12 protein-coding genes are annotated in these 15,489 nt (G+C 73.8%); 4 read left to right on the forward strand and 8 right to left on the reverse strand.

Annotated features, from left to right (window positions below; all coding sequences use genetic code 11):
* Positions 1 to 130: 130 nt before the first annotated feature.
* The 7 genes from OG309_RS05445 to OG309_RS05475 all read right to left on the reverse strand — a co-directional run bounded on the left by OG309_RS05445 (position 131) and on the right by OG309_RS05475 (position 8,188).
* Complete coding sequence (locus tag OG309_RS05445) at positions 131 to 1,180, reverse strand: hypothetical protein (RefSeq protein WP_329418594.1); 1,050 nt, start codon at positions 1,178 to 1,180, stop codon at positions 131 to 133.
* Position 1,181: 1 nt separating this feature from the next.
* Positions 1,182 to 2,732, reverse strand: a complete 1,551-nt coding sequence (locus OG309_RS05450) for an oligosaccharide flippase family protein (protein WP_329418596.1) — start codon at positions 2,730 to 2,732, stop codon at positions 1,182 to 1,184.
* 17 nt (positions 2,733 to 2,749) lie between these two features.
* The gene (locus OG309_RS05455) at positions 2,750 to 3,616 is read right to left on the reverse strand and encodes a chain length determinant protein (protein ID WP_329418599.1); all 867 of its coding nucleotides are present in this window, start codon (positions 3,614 to 3,616) and stop codon (positions 2,750 to 2,752) included.
* A 111-nt stretch (positions 3,617 to 3,727) separates the two neighbouring features.
* Positions 3,728 to 4,867 (reverse strand): non-hydrolyzing UDP-N-acetylglucosamine 2-epimerase, encoded by a 1,140-nt coding sequence (wecB, locus tag OG309_RS05460; protein WP_329418601.1) that lies wholly within the window; start codon positions 4,865 to 4,867, stop codon positions 3,728 to 3,730.
* Between the two features lie 104 nt (positions 4,868 to 4,971).
* A complete protein-coding gene (locus tag OG309_RS05465; protein WP_329428158.1) occupies positions 4,972 to 6,228 on the reverse strand; it encodes a nucleotide sugar dehydrogenase in 1,257 nt (418 codons plus the stop codon).
* Positions 6,228 to 7,043: a WecB/TagA/CpsF family glycosyltransferase gene (locus OG309_RS05470; RefSeq protein ID WP_329418603.1), complete on the reverse strand. Its 816-nt coding sequence runs from the start codon at positions 7,041 to 7,043 to the stop codon at positions 6,228 to 6,230. Before OG309_RS05470 ends, OG309_RS05465 begins: the two co-directional genes overlap by 1 nt.
* Positions 7,040 to 8,188 (reverse strand): hypothetical protein, encoded by a 1,149-nt coding sequence (locus OG309_RS05475; protein ID WP_329418604.1) that lies wholly within the window; start codon positions 8,186 to 8,188, stop codon positions 7,040 to 7,042. Before OG309_RS05475 ends, OG309_RS05470 begins: the two co-directional genes overlap by 4 nt.
* A gap of 528 nt (positions 8,189 to 8,716) precedes the next feature.
* On the opposite strand from OG309_RS05475, the gene OG309_RS05480 reads away from it, so the two are divergent.
* Both OG309_RS05480 and OG309_RS05485 read left to right on the forward strand, forming a co-directional pair.
* The gene (locus OG309_RS05480; protein ID WP_329418606.1) at positions 8,717 to 10,012 is read left to right on the forward strand and encodes an MFS transporter; all 1,296 of its coding nucleotides are present in this window, start codon (positions 8,717 to 8,719) and stop codon (positions 10,010 to 10,012) included.
* The gene (locus OG309_RS05485) at positions 10,009 to 11,043 is read left to right on the forward strand and encodes a TolB family protein (protein WP_329418608.1); all 1,035 of its coding nucleotides are present in this window, start codon (positions 10,009 to 10,011) and stop codon (positions 11,041 to 11,043) included. Before OG309_RS05480 ends, OG309_RS05485 begins: the two co-directional genes overlap by 4 nt.
* 74 nt (positions 11,044 to 11,117) lie before the next feature.
* On the opposite strand, the gene OG309_RS05490 is transcribed toward OG309_RS05485, so the two are convergent.
* On the reverse strand, positions 11,118 to 11,579 hold the full coding sequence (locus OG309_RS05490) for an RrF2 family transcriptional regulator (protein ID WP_329418610.1): 462 nt from the start codon (positions 11,577 to 11,579) through the stop codon (positions 11,118 to 11,120).
* A 189-nt stretch (positions 11,580 to 11,768) separates the two neighbouring features.
* Here OG309_RS05490 and OG309_RS05495 point away from each other — a divergent pair, with 189 nt between their 5' ends.
* The gene (locus tag OG309_RS05495) at positions 11,769 to 14,504 is read left to right on the forward strand and encodes an FAD/NAD(P)-binding protein (RefSeq protein WP_329428160.1); all 2,736 of its coding nucleotides are present in this window, start codon (positions 11,769 to 11,771) and stop codon (positions 14,502 to 14,504) included.
* A 112-nt stretch (positions 14,505 to 14,616) separates the two neighbouring features.
* Positions 14,617 to 15,444 carry an SDR family NAD(P)-dependent oxidoreductase gene (locus OG309_RS05500; protein ID WP_329418612.1) on the forward strand — a complete coding sequence of 276 codons (828 nt, stop codon included), beginning with the start codon at positions 14,617 to 14,619 and terminating at the stop codon, positions 15,442 to 15,444.
* The last annotated feature ends 45 nt before the right edge of the window (positions 15,445 to 15,489 follow it).

Genomic DNA, 15,489 nt, shown 5'->3' on the forward strand with positions numbered 1-15,489 from the left:
CGCATCAACCACCTGGAGTTCGGAGTTCGGGCCCGCTCAGAGGAGTCGGGGGACGCGATCAACGGTAGTGGGGCATGGGGTGATTTATCAGGTGGATGCCCGGAACGTGGCCTCGCACTTTCCGCGGGTCTCAGGACGGGTCGGCGGGGACGACGGGGGTGCCGTCGGCCATCCGGTTGCCGCGCCAGACGTTGCCCTTCCCGGCGGCGTTCCAGTAGGCGACGGCGCCGTACTTTCCGCCCGCCGGGTGGATCTCGGGCGAGAAGACGTTGTCGGTGACCTCGATGGAGCTGGAGTCCTTGCCGCCCGCGTAGAGCGCGTAGGCGCCGCCGGCGAGCCAGTTGTCGTCGACGACGGTGTGGGTGACGGGGGCGGCGTCGGCGAACAGGCCGATGGCGGCCGAGGCGCCCTGGTCGATCGGGGTCGCGTTGATCAGGGTGTTGTGCCGGATGATCAGCTTGCCCTTGCCGCCGCCGTTGCTGATCACGGCGTTGGTGTGCTGCCACTGCCCGTCGAGGTTCTTGTACGGGACGATGCCGTGCACGTAGTTGTCGTGCAGGTTGCCCTGGCCCATGGAGAGGGCGTCGCCGAAGCCGGAGACGTCGCAGTGGCCGACCTCGACCGAGCTCGTGCTCATGTTGGAGACGGCGTAGTCCGAGCCGCCGTTGTTGGGGCCCTTGCCGGGGACGGCGGTGATGGTGGTGTGCAGGATCCGCAGCCCGGAGAAGCCGGGACGCAGGTTGATCCCCCACCAGTTGGTGGAGGTGACGCGGCTGTCGATCACGGTCACGTTGTTGGCGTAGATGTCGAGCGAGCCGGTGATGTCCCAGCCGCTGATGACCGTGCCGTCGGTGCGGATGCTCGCGTTGCCGGTGCTCTGCGGGGTCAGCGTGGCGACCCGCGGCCCGGTGCTGCTCGCGTCCGGGTATCCGCAGGCCTTCGGGCCGGCGCAGCCCCTCGGGGCGCGCGGCTTGGCGTCGGAGGGGCCGGCGGAGCGCGAGGGTCCGCCGGTGTGCTCGCCGGGGGCGGTGATGGCACGGGAGTCGCAGAGCGCCGCGCCGCCGAGACAGACCGCCTTGGCTCCGAGTCCGGTGAAGGTCATCAGGGAGAAGAGCAGGACGGCACAGAGCAGCACCGCTCCGAGGAGCTTGCGGCGGCCGGATCGGGCCAGGGGACTCACCTCATCGTTCACGTGCCGGGGTGGCCGGCTGCTTCTGCGCCGGTACGGCGGCGGGGGCGGCGCTCTCCCCCTGCCCGGCCGTGCCCCGGCCGAACCGCGCGAGCGCGCCGCGCACCAGTCTGCGGCCGGGCAGGACGCACAGCGCGTAGCACACGAGGCCGATGACACACGTGGCGGACAGGGCCCAGAGCCCCTCCCCCAGCTCCCGGCGCAGCAGCACCAGGACGGCCGCCATCAGGGCTCCGCCGAGGACCGGCCGGACGCAGACCCGGACGACGGCGCGGGTGGCGATCCCGCCGCGGCGCAGCGCCAGCAGGAAGGCCGGCAGCACGACGACGCCCGCGACCAGGACATGGCCGGCGGCGACCGTCCCGATGCCCCCGGCGCGGGCGGCCAGCACCAGCACGGGGACCAGGACGACCAGCCAGAGCCCCTGGATGACCAGGAGCGAGCGGCGCCGGCCGATGGCGACCAGACAGTCGTACGTGAGCTCCGCGGCGATCCGGGCGAGGCCGAGGGCCATCAGCCAGGGCAGCGCCTGCGCGGCGGGCAGCCACTTGGCGCCGTAGACCAGCTCCACGGCGGGCCCGGCGAGCGCGCCGAGCAGGACGCAGGCCGGGACCGTGGCGCCCATCAGGATGCCCAGGGCGCTGCCGAAGCCCTGGGAGAGGGCCTTGGGGTCGTCGGCGAGCCGGGAGAAGCCGGCGAAGGAGACCCGGCGGGCGGTCTCGGAGATGACCCGCACGGGCCAGCCGGCCATGTTGAAGGCGAGCATGTAGAAGCCGAGCGAGACGTTGCCGAGGACCGCGCCGACGATCATGGCGTCCGCGTTGACGACGGCCAGCGCGAGCATGCTGGCGCCCGCGAGCGGCAGACCGAACCGGAGCAGCGCCCGGGCCTGTGCCGGGTCCCAGCCGAAGCGGAGCATGCCGGGGGCGGCGAGGGCGCAGCCGGCGAGGGCGACGACGTTGCCCGCGACGGCGCCGCAGGCGAAGCTCATGGCGCCCCAGCCGTGGAGGGCGAGGGCCAGGGTGACCGAGGTGCTGACGACGAAGTTGAGCGCGTCGATGATCATCCGGCGGCCCTGGGCGAACTCGCGGGTGAGGACGCCCGCGGGGACCTGGGAGAGGCCGTCGAGCACGAGGCAGACGCACATCACCCGCAGGACCGCGGTGGCCTCGCTGGAGCCGAGCAGTCCGGCGACGGCGGGCGCGGCGGCGAACAGGCCGAGGTAGAGCAGGCCGCTGGAGACCGCACTGAGGGTGAGGACGGTCGGCGCGAACCGGCGTACGTCCCCCTCCCAGCGGACGATGGCGAGCGAGACGCCGAGTTCGTTGGCGGAGAGCAGGACCATGAGGACGGTCTGGGCGACGCCGTAGACGCCCCAGGCGGCCGGGTCGAGGACGTATCGGACGAGCACGATGCCGGTGGCGAAGTTGCCGAGCCGCATGACCATCGTGTTGATGAGGCTCCACCGGGTCGCCGAGCGGACCTTGGTCCCCAGGGTCGCCTGGTCGCCGGGGGCGGCGGGCGCGGCGGGCGCGGTTTCCATCGGGAGGGGGCTCCTCGTCACTTCACCCAGGACGGCGGGCGTTTGGCGGGGCGGTGCTCGGCGGCGGTCTGGACGGGCAGTTGCATGGTGGGCTGGTCGAGGGGCTGGGCGGCGGGCCGCTCGGCCGAGACCTCCGGGTCGACGAGCGGTCCGGGGCCGGCGGCCTCCTCGGGCGCCGACGGCCCCTCGGCTCCTGAGGCCCCCGAGGGCTTCGTGGACGTGGACCCCGACGGCTCCGTGGACCCCGCTGCCTCCGCGGCCTCGGTCTGGCGGTGCTTCGCCGGGGCGCCGTGGCGGCGGCGTGCCTCCACGAAGAAGGTCGCGACGAGGCTGAGGACGAAGCCGAGTCCGGCGGCCATGACCAGGTACTGGACCTTGGACTTCAGCTGGGCCTGGGGTTCCTGCGGCGGCACGATCGTGGTCAGCCGGATCATGGAGTCCGGCTCGACCTTCTGGTCGGCCTGCAGGTCCTTCAGCCGCTGCGCGGTGTACGCCATCAGCGTCGTGTTGGCCTTCAGGACGGAGTCCGGGTCGTCACCGGTCACGGTGAGCCAGAGCAGCGGCCCCTGGGCGTTGTCCGCGATCTTCGCCTCGTACTTCTCGGTGAGCCCCTTCTCCTTCAGTTCGGTGACCGACACGTCGGAGTTCACGTTGCGGGCGAGGCTGTCGGCCATGCCCGTCAGCGAGGGCTCCATGCTCAGGAAGGGGTTGCCGTCGGCCGCCGCCCCCTTGCGGGAGTTGAGCAGCGCGACGGTGCTCTGCGACTCGTACGAGGTGGGGACGGAGAACCACGCCCCCGCCGTCAGGCCGGCCGTGAGCAGCAGCCCGGGCACGAGGACGTACCACCGCCGGCACATGACCCGGAAGATCTCTGCGAGGTCCATGGCGTTCCCCCCTGCGCCCCCGATGTGGCGGCTGCTCAACTGCCGTACCGCTCATGAGGATAGGTGGGATCGCGACAGGTTGTGAGCCCTTCGCGATCACCACGTCTGCGGTCAACGGTGGTCGGTGGGCCGCGGGCGGACGCCCGCGGTCCCTCCTTCCAGCAGGACCCGGGCGATCCGGTCCCCCGCGTGCCCGTCCCACAGGGCGGGGCGGCGGGCCGGCGGGGGGTTCTCCAGGAGGCGTACGGCGGTGGCCAGAATCCGCTGTGGATCGCGGCCGGCGAGGACGTTGGTGCCCTCGTCGACCGTGATCGGCCGCTCGGTGTTGTCCCGCAGGGTCACACAGGGCACGCCGAGCGCGGTGGTCTCCTCCTGGACGCCGCCGGAGTCGGTGAGGACGATCCGGGCGCCGGCCTGGAGGGCGATGAAGTCGAGGTACCCGGCCGGCGGGACGAGCCGGATGCCGCCGGGCACGCCGAGCGCGTTCAGCCGCTCGGCCGCCCTGGGGTGCACGGGCAGCACGAGCGGGCAGTGCGCGGCGACCTCGCCGAGCCCCTTGAGGAGCCCGGCGAGCACCTCGGGGTCGTCCACGTTGGCCGGCCGGTGCAGGGTGACCAGGCCGTACGCGCCGGGGGTGACGCCGTGGCGGGCGAGGGCGTCGGTGGCGAGGGCGCGCTCGCGGTTGGCGAACAGCGTGTCGATCATGACGTTGCCGACGACGTGGATCTGGTCGTCGTGGTAGCCCTCGGCGCGCAGGTTCTCGGCCGCGTCGTCGGAGGGGGCGAGGAGGTAGTCGCTGATCCGGTCGGTGGCGACCCGGTTGACCTCCTCCGGCATCGACCAGTCGCGGCTGCGCAGTCCGGCCTCCACGTGGGCGAGGAGCGGGCCCGCCTTGGCCGTGACCAGGGCGCAGGCCAGCGTGGAGTTCACGTCGCCGACCACCACGACGAGGTCGGGGGCGAGTTCGGTGACGAGCGGTTCGAACGCGGCCATGACGCGGCCCGTCTGCACGGCGTGGCTGCCGGAGCCGACGCCGAGGAAGCGGTCGGGCGGGCGCAGCCCGAGGTCGCGGAAGAAGACGTCGTTCATCGCCGGGTCGTAGTGCTGTCCGGTGTGGACGAGGAGGACCTCGGCTCCCCTGGCCTCCAGGGCGTCCATCACCGGCTTGATCTTCATGTAGTTGGGGCGCGCGCCGGCGACGCAGACGACCCTCTTGACCTGCGTGCCGTGCATGCCGTGCGTGTCCTGCATTCCCTGCGGTCCCTGCGTTCCGTCCGTGTGGCCTGTGAGGGCTGTGCTGCTCGTGATGTTCGTGTTGCCTGTGCTGCTCGTGATGCTCGTATCGGCCATGCGGTTCAGAGCACCTCGATCCTGGATCCGCTCAGCCGGCTCCGGCAGTCGAGCACGTAGTCGGCGTGGGCCTCGATGAGCTCGTAGTCGAAGGCGTCGTGGTCGGTGATGAGCACGACGGCGTCGGCGGCGGCCAGTTCCTCCTTGCTGAGCTCGACCCGGACGAGCCGGTTGTCGACCCGGTGGCCCTCGACGACGTGCGGGTCGGCGGCGCGGACCTCCGCGCCCATGTCGAGCAGGAGCTGGGAGATGCGCAGCGCGGGCGACTCCCGGGCGTCGCCGGTGTTCTTCTTGTAGGCGAGGCCGAGCAGCAGGATGCGCGAGCCGTTGACGGCCCGCTTGCGCGTGTTGAAGGCGTTGACCAGGCGCCGGGTCACGTAGTCCGGCATGTGGTTGTTGATGTCGTTGGCGAGTTCGACGAAGCGGAAGCTGGTGCCGAGTTCGCGCTGCACGTGCCAGGAGAGGTACGAGGGGTCGATGGGCAGGCAGTGGCCGCCGACGCCGGGTCCGGGGGTGAAGCGCATGAAGCCGAAGGGCTTGCTGGAGGCGGCGTCGATGGCCTGCCACACGTCGATGTCGAGGTGCCGGGCGAACATGGCTATCTCGTTGACCAGCGCGATGTTCACGTGCCGGAAGGTGTTCTCCAGCAGCTTGGCGAGTTCGGCCTCCTTGGGCGAGCTCACCGGCACCGTGGTCTCGACGAGTCCGTCGTAGAACTTCCGGACCGCCTTGAGGGAGGCCTTGTCCACTCCGGAGACCACCTTGGGGGTCTGCTCGAAGCCCCAGACCGGGTTGCCCGGGTCGATGCGCTCCGGGCTGTAGCCGAGGTGGAAGTCGGCTCCGGCGACGAGCCCCGAGCCCTCTTCCAGGAGCGGTCCGAAGAGCTCCTGGGTGGTGCCGGGGTAGGTGGTCGACTCCAGGATGACGGTCGCGCCGGGGCGCAGGTAGCGGGCGAGGTCGCGGGCCGACTCCTCGATGTAGCGGAGGTCGGGGGTGCCCTCGTGCAGCGGGGTCGGCACGGTGACGACGGCGACGTCGAAGCCGCCGCAGTCGCGCACGGCGTCGCTCGCCCGGTAGGTGCCGGCCTCCAGGGCCGCCTTCAGGCGCTCGGAGGTGACGTCCTCGACGTACGACTCGCCCGCGGCGAGGCTCTTGACCCGCTCGGTGTCCACGTCGTAGCCGATCACCTCGTGACCGGTCTCGGCGGCACGGATGGCGAGCGGCAGGCCGACATAGCCCTGTCCAACCACGACGACGCGCATCATGACTCCCTGCTGGCGGTGCTGACCGGGGTGACCTGGGTGATCAAGGGGCGGGGGCGTATCAGCTCCCGGCCCGTCATCAGGGCGAAGGAGACGTTGGTGGTGAGGTAGCGGCGGCCCAGCCTGCGCGGCTCCTGGAGCGCGCGGTAGAGCCACTCGAAGCCGAGCCGCTGCCAGCGTTCGGGAGCGCGGCGGGTGAGTCCGGCGAGGATGTCGAAGGAGCCGCCGACCCCGTGCACGAGCGCCACCTTGCTGCGCTCTCCGTAACCGGCGGTGAAGATCTCCTTCTTGGGTGAGGTCATGCCGAGGAACAGCATGTGGGCGCCGCTCTCGGCGATCGCGTCGGCGATGGCGGGCTGGTCGGTGTCGTCGAAGTAGCCGTGTCGGCTGCCGGCCACGCGCAGGCCGGGGAAGCGCACGGCGACCCGGCGGAGCATCTCGTCCAGGACGGGCTGCTTGGCGCCGAGGAAGTAGACGGAGAGTCCGGCGGCCTCGGCCTCGCCGAGCAGCCGGGTGAACAGGTCGATGCCGGCGACGCGTTCGGGCAACGGGCGGCGCAGCAGCCGGCCGGCCCAGACGACGGCCTGCCCGTCGGCGAGCACGAGGTCGCAGCCGGAGACGGCCCGGGCGAGCGCGGGATCGCGTCGCATGTTGACCAGTTTGGCGGCGTTCACCACGCCGATCTCCAGGCGCTCGCCGGCCCGCACGGCGGTGAGGCAGCGGTCGACGGTCTCGTCCATGGTGAGTGCGTCGAGCCGTACGCCGAAGAGGGTCTGACGGTTCGTCAGTCTCCTGGCCCGTGGGTCCGGGGTCATCTGCCGATCCCTCCCAGCCAGGCGAAGAGCATCCAGCCGAACTCGTACGGGCGGCACTCGCGGTCCACCGCCGTGGGCCGGAACACCCCGTCGAGCGGGGCGAGCCGGAGGCCGGGGGCGACCCGGGTGGTCAGCCCGCGGGCGGCGCGCACGGCCTTCTTCGGGTCGCCGCGGTACACCTTGCGCCAGGTGACGCCGAGGTCGTCCAGGATCATCGGCTCGGAGGCGCCGGCCGCGGCGAGTTCGGGCACGTCGGTCATCCAGCGCAGGCCCTTGCGGATCGGCTCGCCGAAGTCGGTGCCGCCGGCCTCGGCCAGGTCGAGGAGGGCGGTCGGGGCCATGGCGTGCTGGTGCACGCTGTAGACCGGGTAGCCCTCGACGACGGTGCCGCGGCGGGCGTCGTAGTGCCACCACCACTGACCGCCGTCGCCCTGGAGGGCGCAGATGCGGGTGGCGCAGGCGTCGGCGGCGGCGAGCGCCTCCGGGTCGTCGCCGCTCGCGTGGGCGCGGGCCAGCGCCTGCAGCGGGTAGGTCTGGTCGGCGAAGCAGCCGATGTGCGCGCGGTACCAGGGGTTGAGGCCGGGTCCGGTGGCGTGCGGGAAGAGCGGGCTGGTGCCGATCCGGGCGCGGAGCAGCCGGTCGCGGGCGCCCCGCAGCCGGTCCTCGACGTCGAGCGTGCCGCGGGCGGCGGCGAGCGCGGACAGCACCCAGGCGGCCTCGACGGTGTACTGGGGGCGGCCGGGCTCGTCCAGGGCGGTGACCCGGTCGAGGGCGTCGGACAGCTTGGGATGGCCGGTCTCGGCGGCGGCCCAGGCGATCAGGGCCGCGTCGCCGAGGTTGCGCACCCCGGGGAGCCGCTCGATCAGTTCGCCGGCGAACTCCTCGGCGGTGTGGCCGCCGAGCACGACGCGCTGCCGCTCCAGGGGCAGGAAGCGGGCGCCGAGCGCGGTGATGGCGGCGTAGCGGATGCTGGTGCCGCGCTGTTCGAGACGGACGGAGCCGTCCTCGGCGCGGTGGCCGGCCCGGGTGAAGACGAAGCCGGTCCCCTCCGGCAGGAGCATGGCGGGGAGTCCCCGCTCGGCCACCGCGAGCAGTCGGGTGGCGAGGTCGTGGAGCGGCCGGTCCGCTCTCGCGAGCTCCGTCATCCGTGAACTGCTTGGACTGTCGGGTGTGTTGGCAGGACGATCGGACACACCCACCCCCCTCGGGTCGGTTCGGATCAGGGCGCTGATCCGGATCGGCTGGCTTGTGGCGCGCTTGCGAAGTTGCCTGGGTGCGCTCGGTGGTGGCGTGGGCGGACCGGCGCTCGCGCACGACGGACGCGCGGCACCCTGGAGGGATGCCGCAGCTGCGCGTCGGCGCGCGTGACCTCTACTCGGCGGCTCCCCGGCCGCGACGAACATGACGATGAGGACAGTCGGCATCGAAGCGACGGAGCTTCGGCCTCCTGCCGGTGGAACCCCCCACGGACACCCCCAGCGCACAGCGCGAACGTTGTGCTCAACTCGCAGCGTACAACGGGAAGATAGGCCTACAACACGGTGTCGATGAGGCCTTTCGAGGAATTGGTCGCAAGCAGTCGCTAAGCCGCACCGATCGCGCCTAACTCCCGGGCGGTCAGCGGTTACAGTGGGCGCGCGATCACCCGCTCACGCCCGTTGGGGTCCTTCACCGTGTATCTGGCCGACCGCTCCACACCGCAGGGGGCCGCCTCCGCGCGGGACCGTCTGCGCGGTACGGCCCGGGCGGTCTCCCCGACCGTGCTGGCGCTCGGCACGGTCAGCCTGGTCACCGACGTCTCCACGGAGATGGTCACGGCGGTGCTGCCGCTCTACCTCGTCATGGGACTCGGGCTCAGCCCGCTCGGCTTCGGCATGCTCGACGGGGTCCAGAACGGGGTGAGCGCCCTGGTCCAGCTCACCGGCGGTCACCTGGCCGACCGGGTGCGCAACCACAAGCTGATCGCGGGCATCGGGTACGGCCTGTCGGCGCTGGTGAAGCCGCTCCTCCTGGTCCACCACCTCGGCGCGCTGGGCGTCGCCCTGGCCCTGGACCGCACCGGCAAGGGCCTGCGGACGGCGCCGCGCGACGCGCTGATCTCGTTGTCGGTGCCGCCGGAGCGGCAGGGGCGGGCGTTCGGTCTGCACCGGGCGATGGACACCACGGGGGCGCTGCTCGGGCCGATCGTCGCGTTCCTGATCCTGGGCGTGGCGGCGGGCGGTTACGACGCGGTGTTCGCGGTCAGCGGCTGTGTGGCGGCGCTCGGGGTGCTGGTCCTGCTGCTTTTCGTACCGAGCGGAAAGAACTCCCCCGTCACCGGAGAGGCCCCCTCGGACGCCGGGGCCGTTCCCGAGGAACGGCCGGACCTGCGGGCCGCGTTCGGCCTGCTGCGGGGCCGCCGGCTGCGGGTCCTGTTCGGCTGCGCGGTGCTGCTCGGACTGACCACCGTGAGCGACGCGTTCCTCTACCTGCTGCTGCAACGCCGCACGGGGGTGGCGGAGCAGTTGTTCCCGCTGCTCCCGCTCGGCACGGCCGCGGTCTTCCTGCTGCTCGCGGTGCCCGCCGGGCGACTGGCGGACCGGATCGGGCGGCGGACGGTGTTCCTCGCCGGGCACGCCGGACTGCTCCTCGGCTACGCGCTGCTGCTGTGGGCGCCCGCCGTCCCCGCCCTGCCGTACCTGGTGCTCGCCCTGCACGGCGCGTTCTACGCCGCGACCGACGGCGTGCTGCCGGCGGCCGTCGCCGCGGTGGTGCCGGAGCGGCTGCGGGCCAGCGGCATCGCCCTGGTCGGCACCGGTCAGGCACTGGCCCGCTTCTGCTGCTCCCTGGCCTTCGGCGCGGTGTGGGCCGCGTGGGGCGACGGCCCGGCGCTCGCCTCGGCGGCCGTCGGCCTCGCCTGCTGCGCGACGATCGCCGGTGTCGCGCTGCGCCCGACGGGAGATCCACGATCGACGGGAGTTCCGCGATGACCCTCACCCCGCTGCGCCGTCTGCTGATCCTCGCCACCGGGGTGCTGGTCCTCGTCGGCGTCGGCGCCTGGTCGGTGCTGTCGGCCGCGGACCGGGCGGCCGAGGAGAACAAGCCCCGGGCGGGCGGTCCGTCGTTCGCGGACGGGAAGGTGAGCCTGACGGAGCCGGACCGGCTGGTCTTCCGCAACATGGCCAGGGGGCCGCGGCGCGACCGGCTCGTCTCCGTCCCGGCCGGCACCGCCGCCGGGGCGACCCGTACCGCCTCGGACGTCTCCTGCCTGCGCTTCCACGCGGCCGCCGGCACCGGCGTCTGCCTCCAGGCCACCACCGTCCTGGGCCGCCCCGCGTACCGAGCGCAGGTCCTCGACTCCGGCCTGCGCACCCTGCGCAGCTATCCCCTCGCGGGCATACCGAGCCGCGCCCGGGTCTCGCCCAGCGGTCGGCTCGCCGCCTGGACGGTGTTCGTCAAGGGCGAGTCCTACGGCACCGCGTTCTTCTCCACCCGGACCTCGATCCTGGACACGCGTGGCTGGAAACTGTCGGCGAACCTGGAGGAGTTCGCGATCACCCTCAACGGCGGCCCCTACCGCAACAGCGACGTCAACTTCTGGGGCGTCACCTTCGCCGCCGACGACGACACCTTCTACGCCACCTTGAGCACCCGCGAGAAGACGTACCTCGTACGCGGCTCGCTCGCCGCCCGCAGCGTCACCAGCCTGGCGGAGAACGTCGAGTGCCCCTCGCTCTCCCCGGACGGCACCCGCGTGGCGTACAAGAAGCGGGTGCTCGGCACGGCGGCCCTGTGGCGCGAGCACGTCATGGACCTGCGGACCCTGAAGTCGACCGCGCTCGCGGAGCGCCGCAGCGTCGACGACCAGGCCGCCTGGCTCGACGACCGCACCCTCGCCTACGCGCTGCCGGCCGACGGCCGCACGGGCGTCGACGACGTGTGGACCGTGCCGGCCGACGGCACGGGCACCCCGCAGCTCCTGCTGTCGGACGCCCAGGCACCGCCGCGCGCGACGGAGTGAGCGGACGGGCCGCCCGCCGCAGGGCGGCCCGGTCGCGGCGCCGTCCCCACCGTTCCCGCCGTCCCCACCGTCCCTTACGGATACGTCCGCACGTCGTCGTTGTACTCGCGCGCCCGCTCCCGTACGAGCTCGGGCAGGGTCCCCCGGACCAGGTCGGCGAGGGTCGTGCCCTCCAGGACCTGACGCAGGCTCGCCCGTACCGCCCGCCACACGTCCGGCATGGGAGCGGCGGCGCCCTGGTACTCCAGGCCCGTCAGCTTCAGGTCGCGGACGCTGACGAGGGGCCCGTCCATGGCCCGGATGACGTCTGCGACGGTGATCTCCTCGGGCGGGCGGGTCAGCGCGTAGCCGCCGTCGGGGCCGCGCACGCTGGAGACCAGCCGGGCCTGGCGCAGGTCGCTGAGCACGACGAAGAGAAAACGGACGGGGATGTCCTGGCGCCCGGCGATGTCCTCGGCCTTGAGCGGCCGGTCCTGGTCGCCGGCCAGCTCCGCCATGGCACGGATGGCGTAGTCCGTTCGTGCTGAGATCCTCACGCACTCAATGTCTCACGCCCGGCGGGAGGACGGCCGCCCGCCGGTCACGGGCCGGCCGCCGGCCGTCAACGAAGCGCCCACGGGAGCTGGTTGTCCGGAAGCAGCGTTGCGACTCCACTTTGTTCATCGACATAGTGAACTTCATCCGCGCAGTGTCCGCCCGACCCGGAGGTGTCCGAAGTGTCCGTGGTGTCCGCTCCCTCGCCCGAGTCCCCCGCGCCCACCGCGTCCGGGCGTCCTCGCCCCACCGTCGCGGTCGTCGGCGCGGGCGCGGCCGGTGCGCTCGTCGCCGTCCAGCTGTGCGAGGCGGCGGCCCGGCGGCGCACCCCGCTCGACCTGGTCCTGATCGACCCGGCGGCGGAGGCGGGGCGGGGCGTCGCCTACTCCACGGAGGTCCCCGAGCACCGGCTCAACGTGCCGGTCGGCGGCATGAGCTGTTACCCGGACGACCCCGGCCACTTCCGCCGCTGGCTCTGCCGGCACGGCGAGTCCACCGTGACCGCCGCCGACTTCGCCTCCCGCTACCGCTACGGCTCGTACCTGGCCGACACCCTGGGCCGGGCGATCATCACGGCGCACGGCACCGTCTCCGTGCGGCGCCTGCGCACCCGGGCCACCGGCTGCGCCGAGCTCCCCGGCGGGCGGGTCGAGCTGCGGCTCGCGGACGGCGGGGCGGTGTCGGCGGACAGCGTGGTCCTCGCCACCGGCCCGGCGGCCGGCCGTTCGGACTGGGCCCCGGAGGAGCTGCGCGGCTCCGACCGCTTCATCGCCCGCCCCTGGGTGCCCGGCGCGCTGGACGCCGTGGGCGCCTCCGACGACGTCCTCCTCGTCGGCACCGGGCTCACGGCCGTCGACCTCGCCCTCGTCCTCGACCGGCCCGGCCGCACCGTGCACGCCGTCTCCCGCACCGGCCTGCTGCCGCAGCCGCACGCCCTCACCCCGCTGCAGGCCGTGCTGCCGCCCCGGGACCTCGCCGTGCTCCCCTTCGCCCGGCTCCGCCGGGAGGTGCTGCGGTACGTGGCCGAGACCCGCCGCACGCACGGCGACTGGCGGCCCGCGTTCGACGGCCTCCGTCCCTGGATCGCGCAGCTGTGGCAGGGGCTCACGGACGACGAGCGGGCGGAGTTCCTCGGCCGCGACGCCACTCCCTGGAACGTGCACCGGCACCGCATGGCCCCGTCGACCGCCGAGACCGTCACCCGGGCCCGCGCCGCCCGCAGGCTGCGGATCCACGCCGGCCGGATCTCCTCCGCCACGCCTCGCGAGGACGGCGGCCTGACCGTCTCCCTCGCCGGCGGCGGCACGCTGCCCGTGGCCTGGGTGGTGGACTGTACGGGGCCCGGACTGCGGGCCGACGCGGGCGGCGACCCGCTGTGGACCGGACTGCTCGGCGACGGCCTCGCCGTCCCGGGGCCGCTGGGCATCGGGGTGGCCACCGACGCGGGCCGCCTGCTCGACGCGGCGGGGCGCGCGGAGCGTCCGCTGTTCACGCTGGGCGCGCCCCGGCGCGGCGAGTTGTGGGAGACGACCGCGATCCCGGAGATCCGCGCCCAGGCCAAGGAGATCGCCGAGGCCGTCCTCGCCCCGCTCGCCGGCGCCCCGCGCCCGGTCCGCCGCCGGCCCACCGACCAGTTCGGCCTGCCGCTGTCCACGCACGCCGCCGCCGCGGCCTCGTTCCGGGGCGGGCTCGGCCGGGTGATCACCGTACGGGCGAAGGCGGCGGAGGCGTTCGCGCGCGCCACGGAGCTGGACCCCGGGTTCGCCCTCGGGCACGCGGCACTGGCGCTGCTCGGGCACGAGTGCGGGGCCGAGGTCGACGTGGCCCGGGAACTCGCGGACGCCCAGCGCAGCGTGCGGGAGCGGGGGGACGAACGGGAGCGCTCGTTCGTGGACATGGTCACCCGCCGGATCGAGACGCATGCGTCGGCGGCCGACGGCCCCGACGCCGGCGACCAGGCCCTCATCGCCCACCTGGACCGCTTCCCCGGCGACGCGTTCGCGCTGGCCGTCGCGGTGCCCACCATCGCCTTCTCCGGCATCGGGGACATCGACGGCTCGCTGGCCCGGCGCCTGGTGGAGGGCACCGCGGGCGCGTACGACGGGCACTGGTTCCACACCTCGCTGCTGTCCTTCGTCCGGCAGGAGCAGGGCCGGATCGACGAGGCGGGCGAGCTCGCGCGGGCGGCCCTCGCGGCCGAACCCGCCTCGGGCCACGCCGTGCACGCCCTCGCCCACGTCCACTACGAGTCGGGCGACCACGCCGCCGGCCGGGACTGGCTGGACGGCTGGATCGGCGCCCAGGGGCGCGGCGCCGTGCACCGGGCGCACTTCTCCTGGCACGTGGGCCTGCACGAACTCGCCCTCGACGACGCCGCGGCGGTGCGCCGCCGCTGGTACGCGCAGCTCGCCCCGGGCCAGGTGAACGGCGTGCGGGCGCTCGTCGACTCCGGCTCGCTCCTGTGGCGGGCCCGGATGGCGCAGAGCTGGAGCGGCCGGGTGCCGGTCGAGGGCGTGCTCGACGCGGTCGCGCGCGAGCTGGTCGAGCGCCCCTCGACCGCCTTCACCGCCCTGCACGGCGCCTTCGCCCTCACCGCCGCCGGCGACCTGCCCGCGCTCCGCCGGCTGCGGACGCACGCGGCGGGCGCGGACCCGGTGCAGCGGGAGGTCGTCGTCCCGCTGTGCAGCGCGCTGGAGGCCGTCCTGGAGGAGGAGTGGAACACGGCCGCACGTGGACTGCGCGCGCTGCTGCCCTCGCTGCGCCGGGTGGGCGGCAGCGCCGCGCAGCGCGAGGTCGTCGAGGAGACGCTGCTGTACGCCCTGGTGGAGGCGGGCCACCGGGACACCGCCCGCGACCTCCTGGAGCAGCGCCTCGACCGGCGCGCGTCGCCCCTCGACCGGCGCAGGCTGGCCGGCCTGGGCGCCTGACGCCCCGTCGGTCACCGTGCCGCCGCGCCTATGATCAAGTCCTCTGCCGGACCGGGCGAAGACGTCGAAGAGACCGACGCGGGACCGGCGGAGGGACGGAGGGACCACGACCATGGCGGACCAGCGGGTGTACCTGGTGACCGGCGGCGGGACGGGCATCGGCGCCGCCACCGCGCGGCTGCTGCGCGAGGCGGGTCACCACGTGGTGGTCTCCGGCCGCCGTCCCGAGCCCCTGCGGCTCGTGGCGGCGGAGTCGGGGGCGCTGCCCGTCCCGTCCGACATCACCGACCCGGAGGACGTCCGCAGCCTCGTCGAGACGGCCGTCGGCACGTACGGCCGCCTCGACGGACTGGTGCTCAACGCCGGTATCGGGCGCGGCGGAAGCGTGGGCTCGGTGACGCTGGAGGACTGGGAGTCGGTCATGCTGACCAACCTCACCGGCCCCTTCCACCTGCTGCGGGCGGCCCTCCCGCACCTCCTCGACGCGCGCGGCTCGGTCGTCGCGGTCGCCTCGGTCTCCGCCCTGCGCAACGGCGTCGGCAACGCCGCCTACGCCACGTCCAAGGCCGCGCTCCTCCAGCTCTGCCGCTCGCTGGCGGTCGACTACGCGGCCGCCGGACTGCGCGCCAACACGGTGTGCCCGAGCTGGGTGCGCACCGACATGGCGGACCGGCGCATGAGCCGCTTCGCGGAGGAGGCGCGGCTCGGGGCGGGCGGTACCGAGGCGGCGTACGAGGAGGTCACCCGCCCGCTGCCCGCCGGACGTCCGGCCGAACCGCGCGAGGTCGCCGAGGCCGTCGCCTGGCTCCTCTCCCCCGCCGCCTCCTTCGTGAACGGCGCGACCCTCACCGTCGACGGGGGCACGACCGCCCTGGACCCGGGCACCCTGGCGTTCGACTTCCGCATCGAGCCACGGGAGGGGCGGGACCCGAGCGCCTGACGCGGCGCGTATGCCGGCGCCCGTTCGCGGCCCGCGCTCGGCGTC

Origin of the sequence: Streptomyces sp. NBC_01268, from assembly GCF_036240795.1 — a bacterium.
Taxonomy (GTDB): Bacteria; Actinomycetota; Actinomycetes; order Streptomycetales; family Streptomycetaceae; genus Streptomyces.

Bases quoted from the DNA above. Each gene is read 5' to 3' on its own strand.
- OG309_RS05470 (WP_329418603.1), bottom strand. From the start codon at position 7,043: ATGACCCCGGACCCACGGGCCAGGAGACTGACGAACCGTCAGACCCTC.
- OG309_RS05475 (WP_329418604.1), bottom strand. From the start codon at position 8,188: ATGACGGAGCTCGCGAGAGCGGACCGGCCGCTCCACGACCTCGCCACC.
- wecB (WP_329418601.1), bottom strand. From the start codon at position 4,867: ATGCAGGACACGCACGGCATGCACGGCACGCAGGTCAAGAGGGTCGTC.
- OG309_RS05485 (WP_329418608.1), top strand. From the start codon at position 10,009: ATGACCCTCACCCCGCTGCGCCGTCTGCTGATCCTCGCCACCGGGGTG.
- OG309_RS05455 (WP_329418599.1), bottom strand. From the start codon at position 3,616: ATGGACCTCGCAGAGATCTTCCGGGTCATGTGCCGGCGGTGGTACGTC.
- OG309_RS05465 (WP_329428158.1), bottom strand. From the start codon at position 6,228: ATGCGCGTCGTCGTGGTTGGACAGGGCTATGTCGGCCTGCCGCTCGCC.
- OG309_RS05500 (WP_329418612.1), top strand. From the start codon at position 14,617: ATGGCGGACCAGCGGGTGTACCTGGTGACCGGCGGCGGGACGGGCATC.
- OG309_RS05450 (WP_329418596.1), bottom strand. From the start codon at position 2,732: ATGGAAACCGCGCCCGCCGCGCCCGCCGCCCCCGGCGACCAGGCGACC.